Genomic DNA, 16,107 nt, shown 5'->3' on the forward strand with positions numbered 1-16,107 from the left:
TCGGCGCCCGTCCTCGTCCGAGCGCACGCGGCGAACAGGCGGCACGGGACGGCTGCGCGGAGTGCCGGACGGATTCACGTACTCACGTACCGGGCGGTCCGGGAGGGCGCCTGCCGCCCGGCGGCCGGCCCGGGGACAGTCCGGCCCGGACCGTCTTGCCCGCCGATGGGCGCGGCTCGGCGCCCCAGGCGATGGTGAGGGCGGCGGGAACACGGCTGTGACCGGCCATCCGGTGACACCGAGAGACCTGCGTGTGCCCGGACCCGACGCGGGTGGGAGCGACCCGGGCTGCCGCGCCCGGCGTTCAGGCCGCGGGTGCGGACCCGGTCAGTGGTCGGCCCTTCCCCTCCGGCGTACCCCTCGCGCCAGCAGCGCCCCCGCGAAACCCGTGACCAGGCCCCACAGCAGGGCCAGGCCCAGGGTGCTCCACAGGCGTGGTCTCAGCAGTACCCGGCCGGAGAAGCCCTCGCCCAGATCGCCGATGCCGAGCACGGACAGGCCGAACCGTGCGGAGATCCGGGCCATGAGGCAGATCATCAGCACGGTCAGCGCCAGCGCCAGCGCCATGTGCACGGCGTGCTGCCAGGCCCGCACCCGGGCGGGGGAGCGGGCCGCCATCAGGAACGCGGTGGCCGGCAGCAGAACCGCTGTCACCACCAGCAGCCACCACCATTTCCCGCCGTCGTGTTCGGTGAGGGTGCCCAGGTTCAGGGGGGAGACGCCCGGTGTGCGCAGCACCTCGTCGAGCACGTGCGGCATGGGCAGCCCGAAGGGCCCCTCCACCCTGCCGTCCCAGGTGGCGCCGAACCCGACGGTCAGCGCCGGCCAGGCCACGTTGGGCAGCCCCAGCAGGATCACGGCGAACGTCTCGGCCGGATGGCCCCGGGTGGCGGCGACGACCAGCGCGACGACGAGTCCGATGGCGACGGCGGTCAGCAACAGCAGCACCATCGCGTGCGCCGCGGGACGCACCGACGTCTGGAAGCGCAGCAGCCCGGTCGGCAACGGGGCGCCGCGGGACACCAACAGCGCCACCAGCAGTACCCCCGCCAGCCAGAGCAGGCCGATGAGGACGGTCGGAGGCACGTCGGTGGAGAACCCCACCACCGGTCTGATCCCGAACAGCTCACCCAGGTCACCGAGCGGGCCGTCCCCGAGGGAGAGCTCGTAGGTGTGCCGCGCGGCGAGCGCGAGGCCGAGGACCGCGAGCAGCCACAGCGCGGCGATCCGCGCCGCCCACCCGGCCAGCTCGGGCGCCCCGGCGACCGCCCGGTGCCGCAGCGGGCGCAGGAAGCACCGGCCGATGACCAGCGCCCCGACGAGGGTGACGGACAGCGGAACGACCGTCAGACCGCCCTCCGCGCCGACCAGCTCGCCGGTGTCCCCGGAGAGCTCCACCGTCCCGCCGACGGCCGTGACCACGGTCGCCGCAACCACCCGGGGGAAGGAGCCGCCCGGGAGGTCCGTGGCGCCGGCCGCCCACAGTCCCAGCGCGGCCACCGTGCCCATGGCGATCAGCGCGCCGAGTACCGTCGCGAGGGCCTGCGCCCAGCCGTGGCGGGCGACCGGGCGGCCGGAAGGGGTGCGTGAGCTCACCTCTGCACGCTAAGCAGTCCCGGCCCGCCCCGCCCGCCGGGACACCCTGACCGGGAGGCCCGTGGCCCGTCCGGGTCACCAGGGCGTGGACGCCGAGGCCCGTCGGACGGTCGGCCGGCAGCTCGCCGAGAGTCGTCAGGACCGCCTCGATGCGGGCGGTGGCCGGATCGAACGCCGCGTCGAGCACGGTGTTGCTCTCCTCGCCGCACTCGGTGAGCACCCTGCTCCCCGCCAGGTCGTGGTGGGGCGGGGCCGGCCGGGCGCGCGGTCAGCACGTCCGGGCCGACCGCGCCCAGGGCGGCCCAGTGAGCGGGGCAGGTCGCACAGCGCCCTCTCGTCGCGGACCATCACCGCGTGACGGCCCGGGCGGTGCACCACGGGCCAGGACAGATCCTCCGGCCCCTGATGCCGGGCCCGCTGCCGCTCGGCCGCCGCGTCGGGGACCACGTCCTCGACGCGGCGCCACGGCGTCGCCGCCCGGCGTCACCACGGGCAGCGCCGTCGGGCTTCGCACCGCCGTCGGTCCGTTCGTGGCGTCCCTTCCGCCGAACCCCGGCAAAACCAGGGTTCCCCGCCCCGCGGGAGCGCACACGGATCAGGTGGACTGCGCCGCGGGAGCCGGGGTACCAGGACTGGTGCAGGTTCGTCCGGCCGACCCGGCTTCGCGGAAAGAAACAAGCATGATCTCTCACCTGGACGGGGCAGTGATACCGACTGGTTTCGACGTGCCCGTGGAACCGCTGCGGCGGTCGGCACACTTCACCGGCGAGCCGGGATGCATCGCCGAGGCGCGGAGGTTCGCCGCGCACTTCCTCCAGCAGCTCAGGACCGAGTGGTGCGCCACGGTCGACGAGCGGGCCGACGGCGCGGTGCTGCTGGTGGTGAGCGAACTGGTCACCAACGCGGACCGGCACAGCGACGGACCGTACATCCTGGAGCTGGAGGGCACGGACACCTCGCTCACGGTGGCGGTCTACGACAGCAGCGCCAGCCTGCCCCGGGTCTTCCCGCGCAACCCCGAGCGCGTCGGCCGGCACGGTCTGGAGATCGTCCGCGCGCTGGCGCGGGACGTCAGGGTGGAACGCGTGCCGGTCGGCAAACGCGTGCGCGCGGTGCTGGACCTCGGCGCCGGCTGACCGGCCACGGCCTCTCCCGCCCGGTCAGGCGCAGCCGAGTTCGCCGAGCATCCCCTCGCGCAGCCGGCTGATGATCCGCTTGATCAGGCGGGACACGTGCATCTGCGAGCAGCCGAGGCGCTCGCCGATCTCCGCCTGGGTGGCCTCCTCCACGAACCGCATGTGGATGATCTCCCGGTCGCGCTCGCTGAGCTCGGCCATGAGCGGAGCGAGCGAGTGGAAGTCCTCGACGAGGCGCAGCCCCTCCTCCTCGACGCCGATGAAGTCGGCCAGGACGGCCTCGCCGCTCTCCGGGCCGTCACCGGTGAGGGCGGCGTCCAGCGATGACGAGTTGTACCCGTTCGCGGCGATCTGCCCCTCGACGACCTGCTGCTCGGTGATGTTCATCAGCGTGGCGAGCTCGGCGACCGTGGGCTCCCGGTCCAGTCGGCTGGCGAGCTCCTCGCGGGCCTTCGCCAGCTCGACCCGAAGCTCCTGGAGCCGGCGCGGCACGTGCACGGCCCACGTGGTGTCCCGGAAGAAACGCTTGATCTCGCCGACGATGTACGGCAGCGCGAAGGAGGTGAACTCGACCTCCCGGGACAGCTCGAACCGGTCGATGGCCTTGATCAGGCCGATCATGCCGGTCTGCACGATGTCGTCCATGTCGTCGCCGCGGCCGCGGAACCGCCCGGCCGCGAACCGGACGAGGGACATGTTCATCTCGATGAGGGTGTTGCGCGCGTACTGGTACTCGTGCGTGCCTTCCTCCAGCTCCGCCAGGCGGCGGAAGAACTGGCGGGAGAGCTCCCTGGCGTCGCGCGGGGCGACGGCGCGCGGATCCGCCACTTCCCGCAGACCTCCGTCGCCCGTCCAGGCCCCGGTGTGCTGCTCCACTCCCTGCGCCTGCGACCGGATCACGGCGGTCCTCATTGCCTCTCCCCACGAACGTCACGGCTGACACGTGCCTGAGCCCTGCGGGTACCCGGGTCGCACGAACCCATGCCCGCCGTGTTCCGAGAGGTTCGAAACCACGGTGGGCGCCCGTCGTCACTCGTACGCCCGATGGTACGGGGGCGCGGCCCGCGCGGCAGCCCGGGCCGCGCCCGGGAGCGGCTTCACTCAGGGCGGAATCCCGGCCCCTTCCCCCGAGGGCCGGAATTCCTAGGCTGAGGAGGTGACCAGTCAAGAGGTGACCGGCCAGGCGCCGGACCGTGCCCGCGTCATCCCCCTGCGCCCCGGCCCGCCGCGGCCGGAGCCGGCCCCTGCGCCCAGGGAGCCGCTGCTGCGCGACCTCGTCGGGGAGGTGCTGCGCAGCGAGCGGCTCGCCCAGGAACGGACGCTGAAGGACGTCGCCGACGCGGCCCGGATCTCCATGCCCTACCTCTCGGAGGTGGAGCGGGGCCGCAAGGAGGCCTCCTCGGAGGTCCTCGCGGCCGCCGCCCGGGCGCTCGGTCTCGGCCTCGGCGACCTGCTGGCACGGACCCACGGAGAGCTGGTCCGCGTCACCGGCCGGCGGGCCGCCGTCACGCCCCGGGGCGTCTCCGGCTCCGCGCGCGACGGACTCTGCCTGGTCGCGTGACCGGCGCCCGGCGCCTCACGCCCCCACCACCGGGCGCCGGGTCAGCACCTCGTCGGCCGGCCCGTACGTCGCGGCCTCCTCGGCGGTGAACACCTTGTCGCGGTCCATGGCCGCCCGCAGGGTCGCCACGTCGTGGTGCGTGTGCCGGGCCAGCACCTCCTCCACCTGTGAGCGGATCCGCACCATCTCCTTGGCCCGCAGCGACAGGTCGGACGCCGTGCCCCGCGTTCCGCCGGTGGCAGGCTGCCCGAGCAGCACCCGGGCGTGCTCCAGCACGTACCGCCGCCCCGGGTCCCCGCCGGCCAGCAGCACGGCTGCCGTGGACGCCGCCTGCCCGACGCAGAGCGTCGAGACCGGCGCCCGGACGAACGTCATCGTGTCGTAGATCGCCGTCAGCGAGGTGAACGAGCCCCCGGGGAGTTGACGTAGACCGCGATCTCGCTCTCCGGGGCCGCCGACTCCAGATGGAGGAGCTGTGCGATCACCATGTTGGCGACCCCGTCGTCGATCTCCGTCCCCAGGAAGACGATCCGCTCGGCCAGCAGCCGGCTGAACACGTCGTAGGACCGCTCGCCCTGTGGGGTGCGCTCGACGACGTTCGGGATCGTGTACGTCCCCGTCATCGCAGCCCCATCCTGGGCCGGGCGGTGACCGGGCGGACGTCGTCGAGCGACTCCACCACCCGGTCGACCATCCCGTACGCCCTGGCCTGTTCGGCCGTGAACCAGCGGTCCCGGTCGCCGTCCCGGGAGATGGTCTCCGGGCTCTGGCCGGTGTGCTCGGCGGTGATCCGCTCGATGGTCCGCTTGGTGAACTCCAGGTTCTCCGCCTGGATCTCGATGTCGGCGGTGGTGCCCCCGGTGCCGCCCGACGGCTGGTGCATCATGACGCGCGCGTTCGGCAGGGCGTAGCGCTTGCCGGGCGTGCCGACACAGAGCAGGAACTGGCCCATGCTCGCCGCGAAGCCCATCGCCAGGGTGGAGTGGAGACGTCGTTGGGGATCAGCCGCATCGTGTCGTAGACGGCCAGGCCCGCGTGCACCGAGCCGCCGGGGCTGTTGATGTACAGACTGATGTCGGTGCGCGGGTCCTCGGCGGACAGGACCAGCAACTGCGCGCACACGCGGTTGGCGGACACCTCGTCGACCTGCGTGCCGAGCAGCACGATGCGCTGCGCGAGCAACTGGGCGGCGAGGTGGTCGTCGAACCGGGGCGGCGGGGTGTCGCCCTCCTCGGCCCGGGGCAGCGGGGCCGGCCACGGGCCGGCGGTGAACGGAGACATCGGGGCTCCTGAAGGTCGCTGGAACGCGGCCGGGACGACCGCGTGCCCCCACTCTCGACCGGCCCGCCGGGCCGGCGGGGAGTCTCTGCCCGTGGCAGATCCGCCGCGGGCGGAGCGCCCGGGCGTGCCCCCGTCCGGACCGTCCCGGGCCGCGCCGATGAGTTCCGGGGCCGGACCGGGTCGACCCTCATGACCGTGTCCCACACCCCGGAGGTATCCATGAGCACCGGCGGATTCACCACATGTCTCTGGTACGACGGCCAGGCCGAGGAGGCCGCGAACTTCTACGTCTCGGTCTTCAAGGACTCGAGCCTCGGCGATGTCGTCCGCAACACCCCGGCCGCGCCCGGCGCCGAGGGCTCCGTGCTCACCGTCGAGTTCACGGCCAACGGCCAGAAGTTCGTCGCGCTGAACGGCGGACCCGAGTTCACGTTCAACGAGGCGGTCTCCTTCCAGCTCGACTGTGCGGACCAGGCGGAGATCGACCACTACTGGGAGAAGCTCGTCGAGGGCGGCGGCGAACACGGTCCCTGCGGCTGGCTCAAGGACCGGTTCGGTGTCTCCTGGCAGGTCAACGCGGTGCGGCTGTCCGAGATGATCGGCGACCCGGACCGGCAGAAGGCGGACCGCGCTCTGAAGGCCATGATGACGATGGGCAAGCTCGACATCGCCGCCCTGGAGGAGGCGTACGCGGGCGAGTGAGACCCCGGCCGGCGGCGGGGCCGCCACGGGCCCCGCCACCGGATCCGGCGCCACGGGTGAGCCTCCGACGGCCGTCGACGTGCGGTGTGCGGGCCCGGCCCGTCCGTCCGGACATGGCATGATCGGGTACATGCGTGAACGAGTTGTGGCCGCGTGCGACGGGGCTTCGAAGGGGAACCCGGGACCCGCCGGCTGGGCCTGGGTGGTCGCCGACGGTGCCGAGAGGCCGGTTTGCTGGGAGGCGGGCGCGCTCGGCAGGGCCACCAACAACATCGCCGAACTCACCGCTCTGGAGCGGCTGCTGGCGGCGACCGACCCCGCCGTGCCGCTCGAGGTCCGGATGGACTCGCAGTACGCCATGAAGGCCGTCACCACCTGGCTTCCCGGCTGGAAGCGCAACGGCTGGCGCACCGCGGCCGGCAAACCGGTCGCCAACCAGGAACTCGTCGTCCGCATCGACGCGCTCCTCCAGGACCGCTCGGTCGAGTTCCGCCACGTCCCCGCCCACCAGGTCGACGGCGACCGGCTCAACGACTTCGCCGACCGCGCGGCCAGCCAGGCGGCCACCGCCCAGGAGGACGCCGGCAGCGAGCTGGGCTCGCCCGAGCCGCCGCCCGCCCCGGACCGCCCGGCGGGCGGCGCGGCCGGGAAGCGCGGGTCCGCCGGGGCGAAGGCGCCCCGGCAGCGCGGCGGCTCGTCGTCCCGCACGATCAAGGCCAAGTTCTCCGGCCGCTGCCCGTGCGGACGGTCCTACGCGGCCGGCGAGCCGATCGCCAAGAACGACAAGGGCTGGGGGCACCCCGAGTGCCGGACGGCTGCCCGGAGCGTCTGAGCGGGCGCACGACGACGGAGCCGCCCGTCGGCCGGGCGGCACGGATGACACACTGGCCTCCATGGACGAGCGCACATTCGACAGGTCGGGACAGCACGCCTCCGTGGTCGGTCTCGGCACATGGCAACTCGGGGCGGACTGGGGCGACGTCGACGACAGGGAAGCCCTCGCGGTGCTGGAGGCCGCCGCGGAGTCGGGCGTCACCTTCTTCGACACCGCCGACGTGTACGGCGACGGACGCAGCGAGCAGACCATCGCGTCGTTCCTCAGCGGGCGGCCCGATCTGCACGTACTGGTCGCCACCAAGATGGGGCGCCGGGCGGACCAGATCCCCGAGAACTACGTCCTGGACAACTTCCGTGCCTGGAACGACCGTTCGCGGCGCAACCTGGGCGTCGACCGCATCGACCTGGTGCAGCTGCACTGCCCGCCGACCCCGGTCTACTCCACCGACGAGGTGTTCGACGCCCTCGACACGCTGGTGGCGGAGGAGCGTGTCGCCGCCTACGGCGTCAGCGTGGAGACCTGCGCGGAGGCGCTCACCGCGATCGCCCGGCCGAACGTGGCGAGCGTGCAGATCATCCTCAACCCGTTCCGCATGAAGCCGCTGCGCGAGGTGCTCCCGGCGGCCCGCGAGGCGGGCGTCGGCATCATCGCCCGGGTCCCGCTCGCCTCCGGACTGCTGTCCGGCAAGTACACCAGGGACACCGTCTTCGCCGAGAACGACCACCGCGCCTTCAACCGGCACGGCGAGGCCTTCGACCAGGGGGAGACCTTCTCCGGTGTCGACTACGCGACCGGTGTCGAGGCCGCCGCCGAGTTCGCCGCGCTCGCCCCCGAGGGATACACCCCCGCCCAGCTGGCCCTGCGCTGGATCATCGGGCAGCCCGGCGTCACCACCGTCATCCCCGGCGCCCGCTCGCCCGAGCAGGCGCGTGCCAACGCGGCCGCCGCCCGGCTCCCGGAGCTGTCGGGGGAGACCCTCGCGGCGATCCGGGACCTCTACGACCGGAGGATCAAGGACCAGGTGGAAGCCCGCTGGTAGCGGCGGCGGACGTCACGGTTCCAGGAGCAGCTGCCGTTCCTGCTCCTGGTCGCCGGCGACGGTGCCCTCGTCGCGCGCCGTGAAGCACCGCGTGAGGGCGTCGCCCGCCCGGCGCACCGCCTCCGGGGTGCCCTGCACGGTGACGGTCACCGGTGCCGACAGCGGCCCCGCTTCCGTGGCCTCGGCCGCCGCGCCCCGTCCCTCCCCGGTGAACGTCGCCATGTGGACCGTCGCGTGCTCCTCGGAGGGGCGCTGGTCCGCCGCCCCGAACGTGCCCTCCAGGGCCCGGACGACCGCCCGGGCGTCGTCGACGTCCCCGCCGCTGAGCGTCACGGTGAGCTGGGTGTCCGACATGCGTCCCACGACCTCCTGGCCTCGGTGTCATCAGCCGTCCGGGTAACCGTGCCCCGTACCCCCAAACCCGTGGTCGGTCCGGGGAGGGCGGCGGCCTTCGGGGTATCCGGAGAGGGAGGCCCGGGGAAGGAGGCACCGTGTCGGACACGGAGCGGGGCGAGGGCAGGCGCCGGGGGCGGAACGAGACGGAGGAGGAGGGAACGGACCGGACGCGGACGGAGTTCATCCAGGAGGTCCGTGTCGCCCAGATGGGGTCCAGATCCTGTTCGGCTTCCCGCTGACCGTCGTGTTCACCCCGGTCCACGCCGAGCTGCCCGACACCGACCAGACGATCTACCTCACCACGGTGGTGCTGGGCGCCTGCGCCACCGGCGCCCTCGTCGGCCCGGTCTCCCCGCACCGGCTCGTCTCCGGGCGGCGCATCAAGACGCACGCCGTGCGGTGGGCCTCCCGGCTCACCCTGCTCGGTCTCCTGCTGCTGCCGGCCACCACCAGCTGCTCCCTGCTGCCCATCCTGCGCGTGGCCACCCACGACGACTTCGTCCCGTACCTGGTGGCCGGAGTGGCGGGCTGGTACCTGCTGTGCTGGTTCGGCCTGCCGATGTGGGCCCGGCACCGCCACACCACGCGCTGATCAGTTCCCGGTGAGGACGTCCGCGAGGAAGTCGTCCACGCGGACCTCCTCGGACCCCGGCGGGACCACCAGCCGGGTCTCGCGCAGGAACTCGCCGACGGTCTCGGCCCACACGAACACCACCGCGTGGTGCCGGCCGCCGTCGGCGTGGGCCTCGCCGAGGAACTCCATCCGCAGCTCCCGCCCCACACCCCGGGACTCCGGCCGCAGCCGTACGTCCCCGATGCCCACCGGGCGGGTGAGTCCCTCGGCGACCATCTCCCGGTCCAGCTGCCAGCGGGCGAGGACCCGGCCGTCGTGGCTGAAGACGACGGTGACGGCGAACGGGTCGGACGGGTCGTAGCTCAGGTGGGCGAGTACGGGAAAGCGCTCCGCGACGCCCGCCTGGAGCTCCACCACCAGGGTCTTGTGCACGAACGAATTCACGAGGGGCCTCCGGGAAGTACCGATGCAAAGCCCTCTAGTACCCCGCATCCGCGCATGATGCTCGGCCCTCCGGGTGAATACACCGGCCGCGGGGGCCGCCGGGGCGTCAGCCGAAGGCGTCCCGCAGCGCCGGCAGCAGCGTCTTCTCCGACCAGTCCAGGTACGCCGGCTGCGACTCCCCGCCGATCTGCACCAGGGCGATCTCGGTGAAACCCGCCTCGGCGTAGGGGCGGACGGCCTCGACGAAGTCCGCCGGGTCGCTCCCGCACGGAATCGACCCGGCGACGTCCCCGGGCCGGACGAACTGCGTCGCCGACGCGAAGGAGTCCGGGTGCGGCAGCTCCGAGTTGACCTTCCAGCCGTTGCCGAACCAGCGGAACTGGTCGTGGGCGCGTTCGACGGCCGCGTCCCGGTCGGGGTCGTAGCACACCGGCAGCTGCCCCACCCGGGGCTTGCCCTGTCCGCCGTGCCGGTCGAAGTGGTCCAGCAGGTCCGCCTTCGGTTCGGTGGCGATCACCAGGTCGGCGAGCCGGCCCGCGAGGGCGCAGGACCGCTTCCCGGAGACCGCGACGCCGATCGGCGGCGGCTGGTCCGGCAGGTCCCACAGCTTGGCCGACTCGACGTCGAAGTGGGTGCCCCGGTGGTTGACGTGCCCGCCCTCGAACAGGGCACGGATGATCTCCAGAGCCTCCTCGAGCATCTCGTGCCGCACGTCCACGGACGGCCAGCCGTCGCCCACCACGTGCTCGTTGAGGTTCTCGCCGGAGCCGAGGCCCAGCCGGAACCGGCCCTCGGACAGCAGCTGCATCGTCGCGGCCTTCTGTGCCACCACCGCCGGGTGGTAGCGGAACGTCGGACACGTCACGTACGTCATCAGCGGGATGCGGGAGGTGGCCTGCGCGGCGGCGCCCAGCACGCTCCAGGCGTACGGCGCGTGCCCCTGCGACGCCAGCCAGGGGAAGTAGTGGTCCGAGGTCACCGAGAAGTCGAAGCCGGCCGCCTCGGCCCGCACCACGTGGTCGACCAGCTCACGGGGGCCGGCCTGCTCGGTCATCATCGTGTATCCGATTCGCACCATGCCGGCCGGGTCCCCCGGCCCGGGGCGGGGGAAACGGCGGATCACCCGCCGGTGCACCGGGCAGGACGCCCGCCATGACAGCCCACCCGCTCCCCACCGCAGACCCCGCCGCCCGAGGCGCCGACGCGTCCGGCGTCCACGCCTTGCTCGACGCCCTCGAAGCCGCCCCGGACATCGAGCCGCACAGCCTGATGATCCTGCGCCACGGACACCTCGTGGCCGCCGGCTGGCGGGCGCCGTACGTCGAACCGCCGGGTCCCGTTCCCGCGGTGGTACGGGGAGCGGGCGGGATCCGTCCGACGAGAGGCTCAGCCGAGCTCGAAGTGCTCCGTCCAGGCGATCATGTCGCCGGTGGTGGCGTTGCCGCCGCACACCACGAGACCGAGCCGGGCCCCCTCGCCGACCCGCTCCAGCACCCGCCGCGCGGCCGGCAGCAGACAGCCGGCGGCCGGCTCGGCCCACACCTTGGCGTGGTCCGCGAGCTCCAGCGAGCCCCGCACCGCCTCCCGGTCCGGCACCACCAGCACCTCGGTGACCAGCTCCGACACATGCTCGTACGTCAGCCGGGACACGGCCGGGGCGCTGAGCGTGGAGACGATGGACGTCAGCCGCACCGGCACCGGTCCGTCCGCCGCCAGCGCCTCGGACATCGCCTGTGCGCCCTCGGTCTCCACACCCCAGACCCGCACCCCGGGCCGCCGCGCGCGCAGCGCCGCCGCGACCCCGGAGATCAGTCCGCCGCCCCCGACGCTCACCAGGACGTCCGTGAGGTCGTCGGCGTCCTCGGCGAACTCCAGGCCCACCGTGCCCTGACCGGCGATCACGACCGGGTCGTCGAACGGGTGGACCAGGGTCGGCCCCTCCTGCCGGATCCGCGTCATGAGCGCGAACGCGCCGTCCATGTCGTCGGTCACCCGCACCGAGGCGCCCGCGGACTCCGCGATCTCCACGGCCCGCACGGGCGCCGAACGCGGCATCACCACCGTGGCCTTCACGCCGAGGGCCGCAGCCGTCACCGCGAGGGCGATCCCGTGGTTGCCGCCGCTCACCGCCACGACCCCGGCGGCCCGCTCGGCCTCGCTCAGCGACAGCAGCTTCGCCGCCGCGCCCCGCACCTTGAACGAGCCGGTGCGCTGCAGCAGCTCCAGCTTCGCCGTGACCGGGACGCCCAGCAGCGCCGACAGCCCCGGGCTGGGCACGGTCGGGGTCCGCACCACGTGCCCGGCGATCCGCCCGGCCGCTGTCTCGATGTCGGCGATCCCGATCACGACTGCCACCTTTCCGGCCCGGGGGTGCGATCCGCGCCGTGCCCCACCCTGGCCCGCGCGGCGGCCGGGGTCAACGACGCTCAGTGCTGCTGTGCCTTCTGCGAGGTCGCCTCGCTGGGCCGGACGACGACGTACCCCTCACCCTGCAGCATCAGCTGCACGGCCTCGCCGGACCCGCCGCGCAGCATCGAGCCCAGCGACTGCGAACGGTGCAGCGATGTGGTCAGGCCGGCGGTCCAGCCGACGACCGCGTCCGTGTCCACGTACACCGGGTACTGCGGCGACACCGGGATCACCAGCGGGCTTCCCTCGCACACCAGCCCCAGCCGGCCGTGCCCGGTGAAGACGCTGTTGAACAGGCCGCCCCCGGTGATCCCGGCGCCCTTCACGGTGGCGATGCGGTACGACAGCGAGGAGTCGAAGCACAGGACGTTGCGGCCGTTGACGGTGAACTCGTCGCCGGGGTCGACCTCGACGATGAAACAGTTCTGCGCCTCGTGCGCGAACCAGGCCTCGCCCTGTCCGCGGACCGTCATCAGCGGCAGCCCCTCGCCGGTCACCGCGCGCTTGAGCATGCCGCCGACGCCCTGGCCCTTGCGCTCGAACCGGAGGTCGCCGCGGTGGGCGATCATCGCGCCCTGCCGGGCGAGCATCTCGCCGTCGACCGTGTAGCGGACGCACTTGGAGTTCTCGACGGACATGCCCGGAACCGCGGCCGGCTGCACCATGTGCTGAGCGGAAAACAGATCACCCTTCATGGGAGCATCCTCACCCGGACTCCGTCCCTCCGCCAAGATCGGGTACGGGCGGGGCCGGCGCCGTCAGCCGCCGAGGAACCGGGTCCGGTACGCGCCCGCGAAGCCGACGCCGGCGTCGTCGACCGGGCCGGTCCGCACCCGGTCGAGCTCCGCCGGGTGCGCGCGGATCCGCGGCGGCCTGTGCCGTACGTTCCCCACGCGGTGCGGTCGGGTCCCCGGCGCGGCGGTCCCGTCCGGCCGCGGCCACCGCACCGGCCCCGCCCCTCGTGTGTCCGAGCGGGCCGGACCGCTCGGGCACGCGTGAGCTCCCCGCGCGGCGCGACCGCGTGCGGTCGGGGCGGCGGCGTAGGGGAGACTGGGCCACGCGAATTCGGATACGGCACCGGGAGGGAACCGCATGACGCGCCCGATCACGGCAGGGATCGACGGAACCGAGGAGAGCCTCGCCGCGCTGGCCTGGGCGGCGCGGGAGGCGGTCCGCCGGGGACTGCCGCTCAGGGTGGTGCACGCCTGGCGGTTCGAGGCGCACGACGCGGTGGACACGGGCGACCGGGCGACGCAGGAGCAGTGGGTCCGCGCGTCGGCGGAGGAGGCGGTCCGCGTCGTCGGCGAACACCATCCCGGCCTCGCCGTGACGACGGACGTCCTGGAGGGCGACGCCGTGCGGACGCTGACCGGTGTCGCCGCGGACGCGGAGATGCTGGTGCTCGGTTCGCGCGGGCACGGGCGGATCGTGGGCTTCCTGGCCGGTTCGGTCGGCCAGCAGGTGATCGTCGACGCCGAGCGGCCGGTGGTGTTCGTACGGGCCGGGGACCAGGCGTCGGACGAGGCCGCCGGGCACGAGATCGTGGTCGGCCAGCAGGGCGACCCGGAGGACAGCGCCGCCGCGCTCGGCCTCGCCTTCGAGACCGCGGCCCGGCGCGGGGCCACGGTGCGCGCCGTACGGGCCTGGACCCTGCCGCCGGTGTTCGCCTACAGCCCCGCCTCGCTCCGGCTCCTCGACGAGGCCGGCGGTCTGGAGCCGTACGAGCAGAAGGCGCTGGCGGCGGCCCTCGCGCCGTGGCGGGAGCGCTACCCCGACGTGCACGTGGTCGAGCACGTCGAGATGGGCGGCGCCGGACAGGTGCTGCTGTCGGTGGCGGGCACCGCCCAGCTGATGGTGGTCGGCCGCCGCGCCCACCGCACGGCCGTGGGCGCCCGGATCGGCTCGGTGGCCTACGGCGTCCTGCACCACGCGGACTGCCCGGTGGCGGTGGTGCCGCCGGCCTGACGCGGCGGGGCCGCCCGGGTCAGTCGGCCGTCGGCTGGAGCGTCTCCCGTGCCTTCGGCAGGATGTTCCTGATGTAGTCCTCGACGGCCGTGTCGAGGCCGATGTCGTGCTGCGCCCGCTCGGACAGGTACCAGCGGTGCTCCAGGAGTTCGTGGTAGATCTCCGCGGCGTCCATCGGACCGCGCAGCTCCGGCGGCACGGACCGCACGGTGGGCCGGAAGACCTCGCGCACCCAGCGGTGGGCGAGGACCTCCGGTCGGGCGCCGAGGGGATCACCCGGGGCGTAGTCGTCCTGGGTGGCCATCCAGCTCTCCAGGTCGTTCAGCAGCCGCCTGGCCTGGTTCTCCTCGGCGTCCAGACCGGTCAGGCGCAGCAGTTGCCGCTGGTGGTGGCCGGCGTCGACGACCTTGGGCACGAAGGTGACCGTGTCGCCGTTGGAGGCGTGCTCGATCTGCATCTCGGCCACGTCGAAACCGAGGTCGTTCAGCCGGCGGATGCGGCGCTCGATGTAGTGGTGCTTTCCCGCCGGGTAGACGGAGGTGCGGGTCAGCTCCCGCCACAGGTCCTGGTAGCGGGCGCAGATCTCGGTGCCGAACTCGATCGGGTCGACGGAGGGGTGCAGCGCCCCGGACGCCTCCAGGTCGAGCAGTTCGCCGCTGATGTTGACCCGCGCGAGATCGAGGTCGTACTCCCGCTGGCCGACGCTCAGTTCCGGGTGCAGGTCCCCGGTCTCGGCGTCCACCAGGTAGGCGGCGTAGGCGCCCGCGTCGCGCCGGAACAGCGTGTTGGACAGCGAGCAGTCACCCCACGCGAACCCGGCCAGGTGCAGCCGCACCAGCAGCACGGCGAGCGCGTCCATCAGCCGGTGCATGGTCGCGGGGCGCAGCGTCGTCTCGAACATCGACCGGTACGGCATCGAGCCGCCGAGGTGACGGGTGATCAGGACGCTCTCCAGCGGCTCCCCGGCGGGGTCGGTGCGGCCGGTGACCACGGCGAGCGGGTCCACCGCCGGGATGCCGATCCGGTCCAGGTCGCGCAGCAGCTCGTACTCGCGCAGCGCGGGCCGCTGGGCGAGCTCCTTCACCGCGACCACCTCGTCGCCGGCGCGGGCGTAGCGCACCACGTGCCGGGAGATGCCGCGCGGCAGCGGCACCAGGTACTCCTTCGGCCACTCCTCCAGCGGCAGGTGCCACGGCAGTTCCAACAGGAGCGCGGGGTGCTCCGGGTTGGTGGCGTTGATCTGCAGTGCCATGGCGGGGGTGTCCTCGTCTCGTGGGCGGTCGTCGCCTCACCCTATTGCGCGCGTTCCCGGGCCAGCCGGGCGGCGTCCCGTACGGGCCCCTCGTGCAGCGGGCCGTGCCCGGGCAGCAACAGGTCGCCGTCCAGCCCGGCCAGGAGGTCGAGCGAGGCCACGGCGGTGGCGCGCTCGTGGTGGAACATGTCCGTCAGCATCTGCGGCCCCCGGACGCGCGAGGTGGGGTGGCCGCTCACCAGGGCGTCGCCCGACACCACCACACCGGTGTCCGGGAAGTGGAACGCGCAGTGCCCGGCGGTGTGGCCGGGCGTGTGCACGGGCACGGGCCGGCCGGGCAGGTCGAGCGGTCCCTGACCGGGCCCCGGGAACGCCTCGGGCGCGGTGACCGCCACGTCCGCCGTCCCGCCGGAGCGCAGGGCGTGCGCCGCCCAGGGCAGCACACCCGGCCGCCAGCCGTTGCGCAACACCTGCCCGATGGTCACCTGGTGCAGGAAGTCCCGGCGGGCGTGCGGGACTTCGGCCTCATGGGTGTAGACGGGGGTGCCGTACGCGGCGCTCAGGTACTCGGCGGATCCCAGGTGATCGCTGTGGGCGTGTGTGATCAGCACGGCCGTCACCGCCTCCGGTGAACTCCCCACCTCGGCCAGGGAGGCGAGCAGCCCCTCGCGGTCGCCGGGGTAGCCGGTGTCGATCAGGGTGACGGCGTCCCCCTCGCTCAGGACCACCCAGTTGGTGTTCGTGCCGTGCACCAGGTAGGTGCCCTCCGCGACGTGCCGGACGGTTGCTCGCATGGTCGTTCCGCGCTCCAGTCGTTCGGGGCGTTCCTGCCGGACGGGAGAAGGAAAGCAGATCACGGCGCGGACACGGGCGGGGGCCCGGTTGTGGCGGCGGGTCCACGACGGGCGCGTCCG

The 16,107-nt window shown here is 73.6% G+C and carries 16 protein-coding genes and 4 pseudogenes; 8 read left to right on the top strand and 12 right to left on the bottom strand.

What is annotated here, in order from left to right:
- Positions 1 to 327: 327 nt before the first annotated feature.
- Complete coding sequence (locus KYY02_RS24770) at positions 328 to 1,596, bottom strand: streptophobe family protein (protein WP_371241507.1); 1,269 nt, start codon at positions 1,594 to 1,596, stop codon at positions 328 to 330.
- Positions 1,597 to 2,276: 680 nt separating this feature from the next.
- Here KYY02_RS24770 and KYY02_RS24775 point away from each other — a divergent pair.
- Positions 2,277 to 2,732 (top strand): ATP-binding protein, encoded by a 456-nt coding sequence (locus KYY02_RS24775; protein WP_371241509.1) that lies wholly within the window; start codon positions 2,277 to 2,279, stop codon positions 2,730 to 2,732.
- Positions 2,733 to 2,756: 24 nt separating this feature from the next.
- Here KYY02_RS24775 and KYY02_RS24780 read toward each other — a convergent pair whose 3' ends face one another.
- A complete protein-coding gene (locus KYY02_RS24780) occupies positions 2,757 to 3,644 on the bottom strand; it encodes an RNA polymerase sigma factor SigF (protein ID WP_371241511.1) in 888 nt (295 codons plus the stop codon).
- Positions 3,645 to 3,903: 259 nt separating this feature from the next.
- Here KYY02_RS24780 and KYY02_RS24785 point away from each other — a divergent pair, with 259 nt between their 5' ends.
- Positions 3,904 to 4,293 carry a helix-turn-helix domain-containing protein gene (locus KYY02_RS24785; RefSeq protein ID WP_371241605.1) on the top strand — a complete coding sequence of 130 codons (390 nt, stop codon included), beginning with the start codon at positions 3,904 to 3,906 and terminating at the stop codon, positions 4,291 to 4,293.
- A gap of 15 nt (positions 4,294 to 4,308) precedes the next feature.
- Here the strand turns inward: KYY02_RS24785 and KYY02_RS24790 are convergent.
- Together KYY02_RS24790 and KYY02_RS24795 are read right to left on the bottom strand one after the other, a co-directional pair.
- Positions 4,309 to 4,916, bottom strand: a pseudogene (locus tag KYY02_RS24790) (ClpP family protease).
- A pseudogene (locus KYY02_RS24795) lies at positions 4,913 to 5,574 on the bottom strand (ATP-dependent Clp protease proteolytic subunit). Before KYY02_RS24795 ends, KYY02_RS24790 begins: the two co-directional pseudogenes overlap by 4 nt.
- A gap of 219 nt (positions 5,575 to 5,793) precedes the next feature.
- On the opposite strand from KYY02_RS24795, the gene KYY02_RS24800 reads away from it, so the two are divergent.
- The 3 genes from KYY02_RS24800 (at position 5,794) to KYY02_RS24810 (ending at position 8,153) form a co-directional block, all read left to right on the top strand.
- Positions 5,794 to 6,276, top strand: coding sequence for a VOC family protein (locus KYY02_RS24800; RefSeq protein ID WP_371241513.1), 483 nt, complete (start codon positions 5,794 to 5,796; stop codon positions 6,274 to 6,276).
- A 130-nt stretch (positions 6,277 to 6,406) separates the two neighbouring features.
- Positions 6,407 to 7,108 carry a ribonuclease H family protein gene (locus KYY02_RS24805; RefSeq protein WP_371241515.1) on the top strand — a complete coding sequence of 234 codons (702 nt, stop codon included), beginning with the start codon at positions 6,407 to 6,409 and terminating at the stop codon, positions 7,106 to 7,108.
- 61 nt (positions 7,109 to 7,169) lie between these two features.
- The gene (locus tag KYY02_RS24810; RefSeq protein ID WP_371241517.1) at positions 7,170 to 8,153 is read left to right on the top strand and encodes an aldo/keto reductase; all 984 of its coding nucleotides are present in this window, start codon (positions 7,170 to 7,172) and stop codon (positions 8,151 to 8,153) included.
- Between the two features lie 12 nt (positions 8,154 to 8,165).
- Here the strand turns inward: KYY02_RS24810 and KYY02_RS24815 are convergent, their stop codons facing one another.
- Positions 8,166 to 8,507 carry a hypothetical protein gene (locus tag KYY02_RS24815; RefSeq protein WP_371241519.1) on the bottom strand — a complete coding sequence of 114 codons (342 nt, stop codon included), beginning with the start codon at positions 8,505 to 8,507 and terminating at the stop codon, positions 8,166 to 8,168.
- 137 nt (positions 8,508 to 8,644) lie between these two features.
- Between KYY02_RS24815 and KYY02_RS24820 the strand changes: the two are divergent.
- Positions 8,645 to 9,141, top strand: a pseudogene (locus KYY02_RS24820) (DUF6328 family protein).
- On the opposite strand, the gene KYY02_RS24825 reads toward KYY02_RS24820, so the two are convergent.
- Positions 9,142 to 9,567 (bottom strand): SsgA family sporulation/cell division regulator, encoded by a 426-nt coding sequence (locus KYY02_RS24825; protein WP_371241521.1) that lies wholly within the window; start codon positions 9,565 to 9,567, stop codon positions 9,142 to 9,144.
- Positions 9,568 to 9,673: 106 nt separating this feature from the next.
- Positions 9,674 to 10,645 carry an LLM class F420-dependent oxidoreductase gene (locus tag KYY02_RS24830; protein ID WP_371241523.1) on the bottom strand — a complete coding sequence of 324 codons (972 nt, stop codon included), beginning with the start codon at positions 10,643 to 10,645 and terminating at the stop codon, positions 9,674 to 9,676.
- Between the two features lie 74 nt (positions 10,646 to 10,719).
- Here KYY02_RS24830 and KYY02_RS24835 point away from each other — a divergent pair.
- Positions 10,720 to 10,887, top strand: a pseudogene (locus KYY02_RS24835) (serine hydrolase); the annotation flags it as partial.
- 66 nt (positions 10,888 to 10,953) lie between these two features.
- On the opposite strand, the gene KYY02_RS24840 reads toward KYY02_RS24835, so the two are convergent.
- The 3 genes from KYY02_RS24840 to KYY02_RS24850 form a co-directional block, all read right to left on the bottom strand.
- A complete protein-coding gene (locus tag KYY02_RS24840; protein ID WP_371241525.1) occupies positions 10,954 to 11,913 on the bottom strand; it encodes a threonine/serine dehydratase family protein in 960 nt (319 codons plus the stop codon).
- A gap of 80 nt (positions 11,914 to 11,993) precedes the next feature.
- A complete protein-coding gene (locus KYY02_RS24845) occupies positions 11,994 to 12,671 on the bottom strand; it encodes an AIM24 family protein (RefSeq protein WP_371241527.1) in 678 nt (225 codons plus the stop codon).
- A gap of 63 nt (positions 12,672 to 12,734) precedes the next feature.
- A complete protein-coding gene (locus KYY02_RS24850; protein ID WP_371241529.1) occupies positions 12,735 to 12,869 on the bottom strand; it encodes a hypothetical protein in 135 nt (44 codons plus the stop codon).
- 199 nt (positions 12,870 to 13,068) lie between these two features.
- On the opposite strand from KYY02_RS24850, the gene KYY02_RS24855 reads away from it, so the two are divergent.
- Positions 13,069 to 13,941 carry a universal stress protein gene (locus KYY02_RS24855; protein ID WP_371241531.1) on the top strand — a complete coding sequence of 291 codons (873 nt, stop codon included), beginning with the start codon at positions 13,069 to 13,071 and terminating at the stop codon, positions 13,939 to 13,941.
- 19 nt (positions 13,942 to 13,960) lie between these two features.
- Here the strand turns inward: KYY02_RS24855 and KYY02_RS24860 are convergent, their stop codons facing one another.
- Together KYY02_RS24860 and KYY02_RS24865 are read right to left on the bottom strand one after the other, a co-directional pair.
- A complete protein-coding gene (locus KYY02_RS24860; protein WP_371241533.1) occupies positions 13,961 to 15,193 on the bottom strand; it encodes a DUF4032 domain-containing protein in 1,233 nt (410 codons plus the stop codon).
- Positions 15,194 to 15,234: 41 nt separating this feature from the next.
- On the bottom strand, positions 15,235 to 15,987 hold the full coding sequence (locus tag KYY02_RS24865; RefSeq protein WP_371241535.1) for an MBL fold metallo-hydrolase: 753 nt from the start codon (positions 15,985 to 15,987) through the stop codon (positions 15,235 to 15,237).
- Positions 15,988 to 16,107: the final 120 nt, after the last annotated feature.

The organism is Streptomyces pimonensis (assembly GCF_041380215.1).
In the GTDB taxonomy this organism is placed as follows: Bacteria; Actinomycetota; Actinomycetes; order Streptomycetales; family Streptomycetaceae; genus Streptomyces; species Streptomyces pimonensis.

Bases quoted from the DNA above. Each gene is read 5' to 3' on its own strand.
- KYY02_RS24865 (WP_371241535.1), bottom strand. From the start codon at position 15,987: ATGCGAGCAACCGTCCGGCACGTCGCGGAGGGCACCTACCTGGTGCAC.
- KYY02_RS24815 (WP_371241519.1), bottom strand. From the start codon at position 8,507: ATGTCGGACACCCAGCTCACCGTGACGCTCAGCGGCGGGGACGTCGAC.
- KYY02_RS24810 (WP_371241517.1), top strand. From the start codon at position 7,170: ATGGACGAGCGCACATTCGACAGGTCGGGACAGCACGCCTCCGTGGTC.
- KYY02_RS24800 (WP_371241513.1), top strand. From the start codon at position 5,794: ATGAGCACCGGCGGATTCACCACATGTCTCTGGTACGACGGCCAGGCC.
- KYY02_RS24845 (WP_371241527.1), bottom strand. From the start codon at position 12,671: ATGAAGGGTGATCTGTTTTCCGCTCAGCACATGGTGCAGCCGGCCGCG.
- KYY02_RS24855 (WP_371241531.1), top strand. From the start codon at position 13,069: ATGACGCGCCCGATCACGGCAGGGATCGACGGAACCGAGGAGAGCCTC.
- KYY02_RS24775 (WP_371241509.1), top strand. From the start codon at position 2,277: ATGATCTCTCACCTGGACGGGGCAGTGATACCGACTGGTTTCGACGTG.
- KYY02_RS24860 (WP_371241533.1), bottom strand. From the start codon at position 15,193: ATGGCACTGCAGATCAACGCCACCAACCCGGAGCACCCCGCGCTCCTG.
- KYY02_RS24780 (WP_371241511.1), bottom strand. From the start codon at position 3,644: ATGAGGACCGCCGTGATCCGGTCGCAGGCGCAGGGAGTGGAGCAGCAC.
- KYY02_RS24805 (WP_371241515.1), top strand. From the start codon at position 6,407: ATGCGTGAACGAGTTGTGGCCGCGTGCGACGGGGCTTCGAAGGGGAAC.
- KYY02_RS24830 (WP_371241523.1), bottom strand. From the start codon at position 10,645: ATGGTGCGAATCGGATACACGATGATGACCGAGCAGGCCGGCCCCCGT.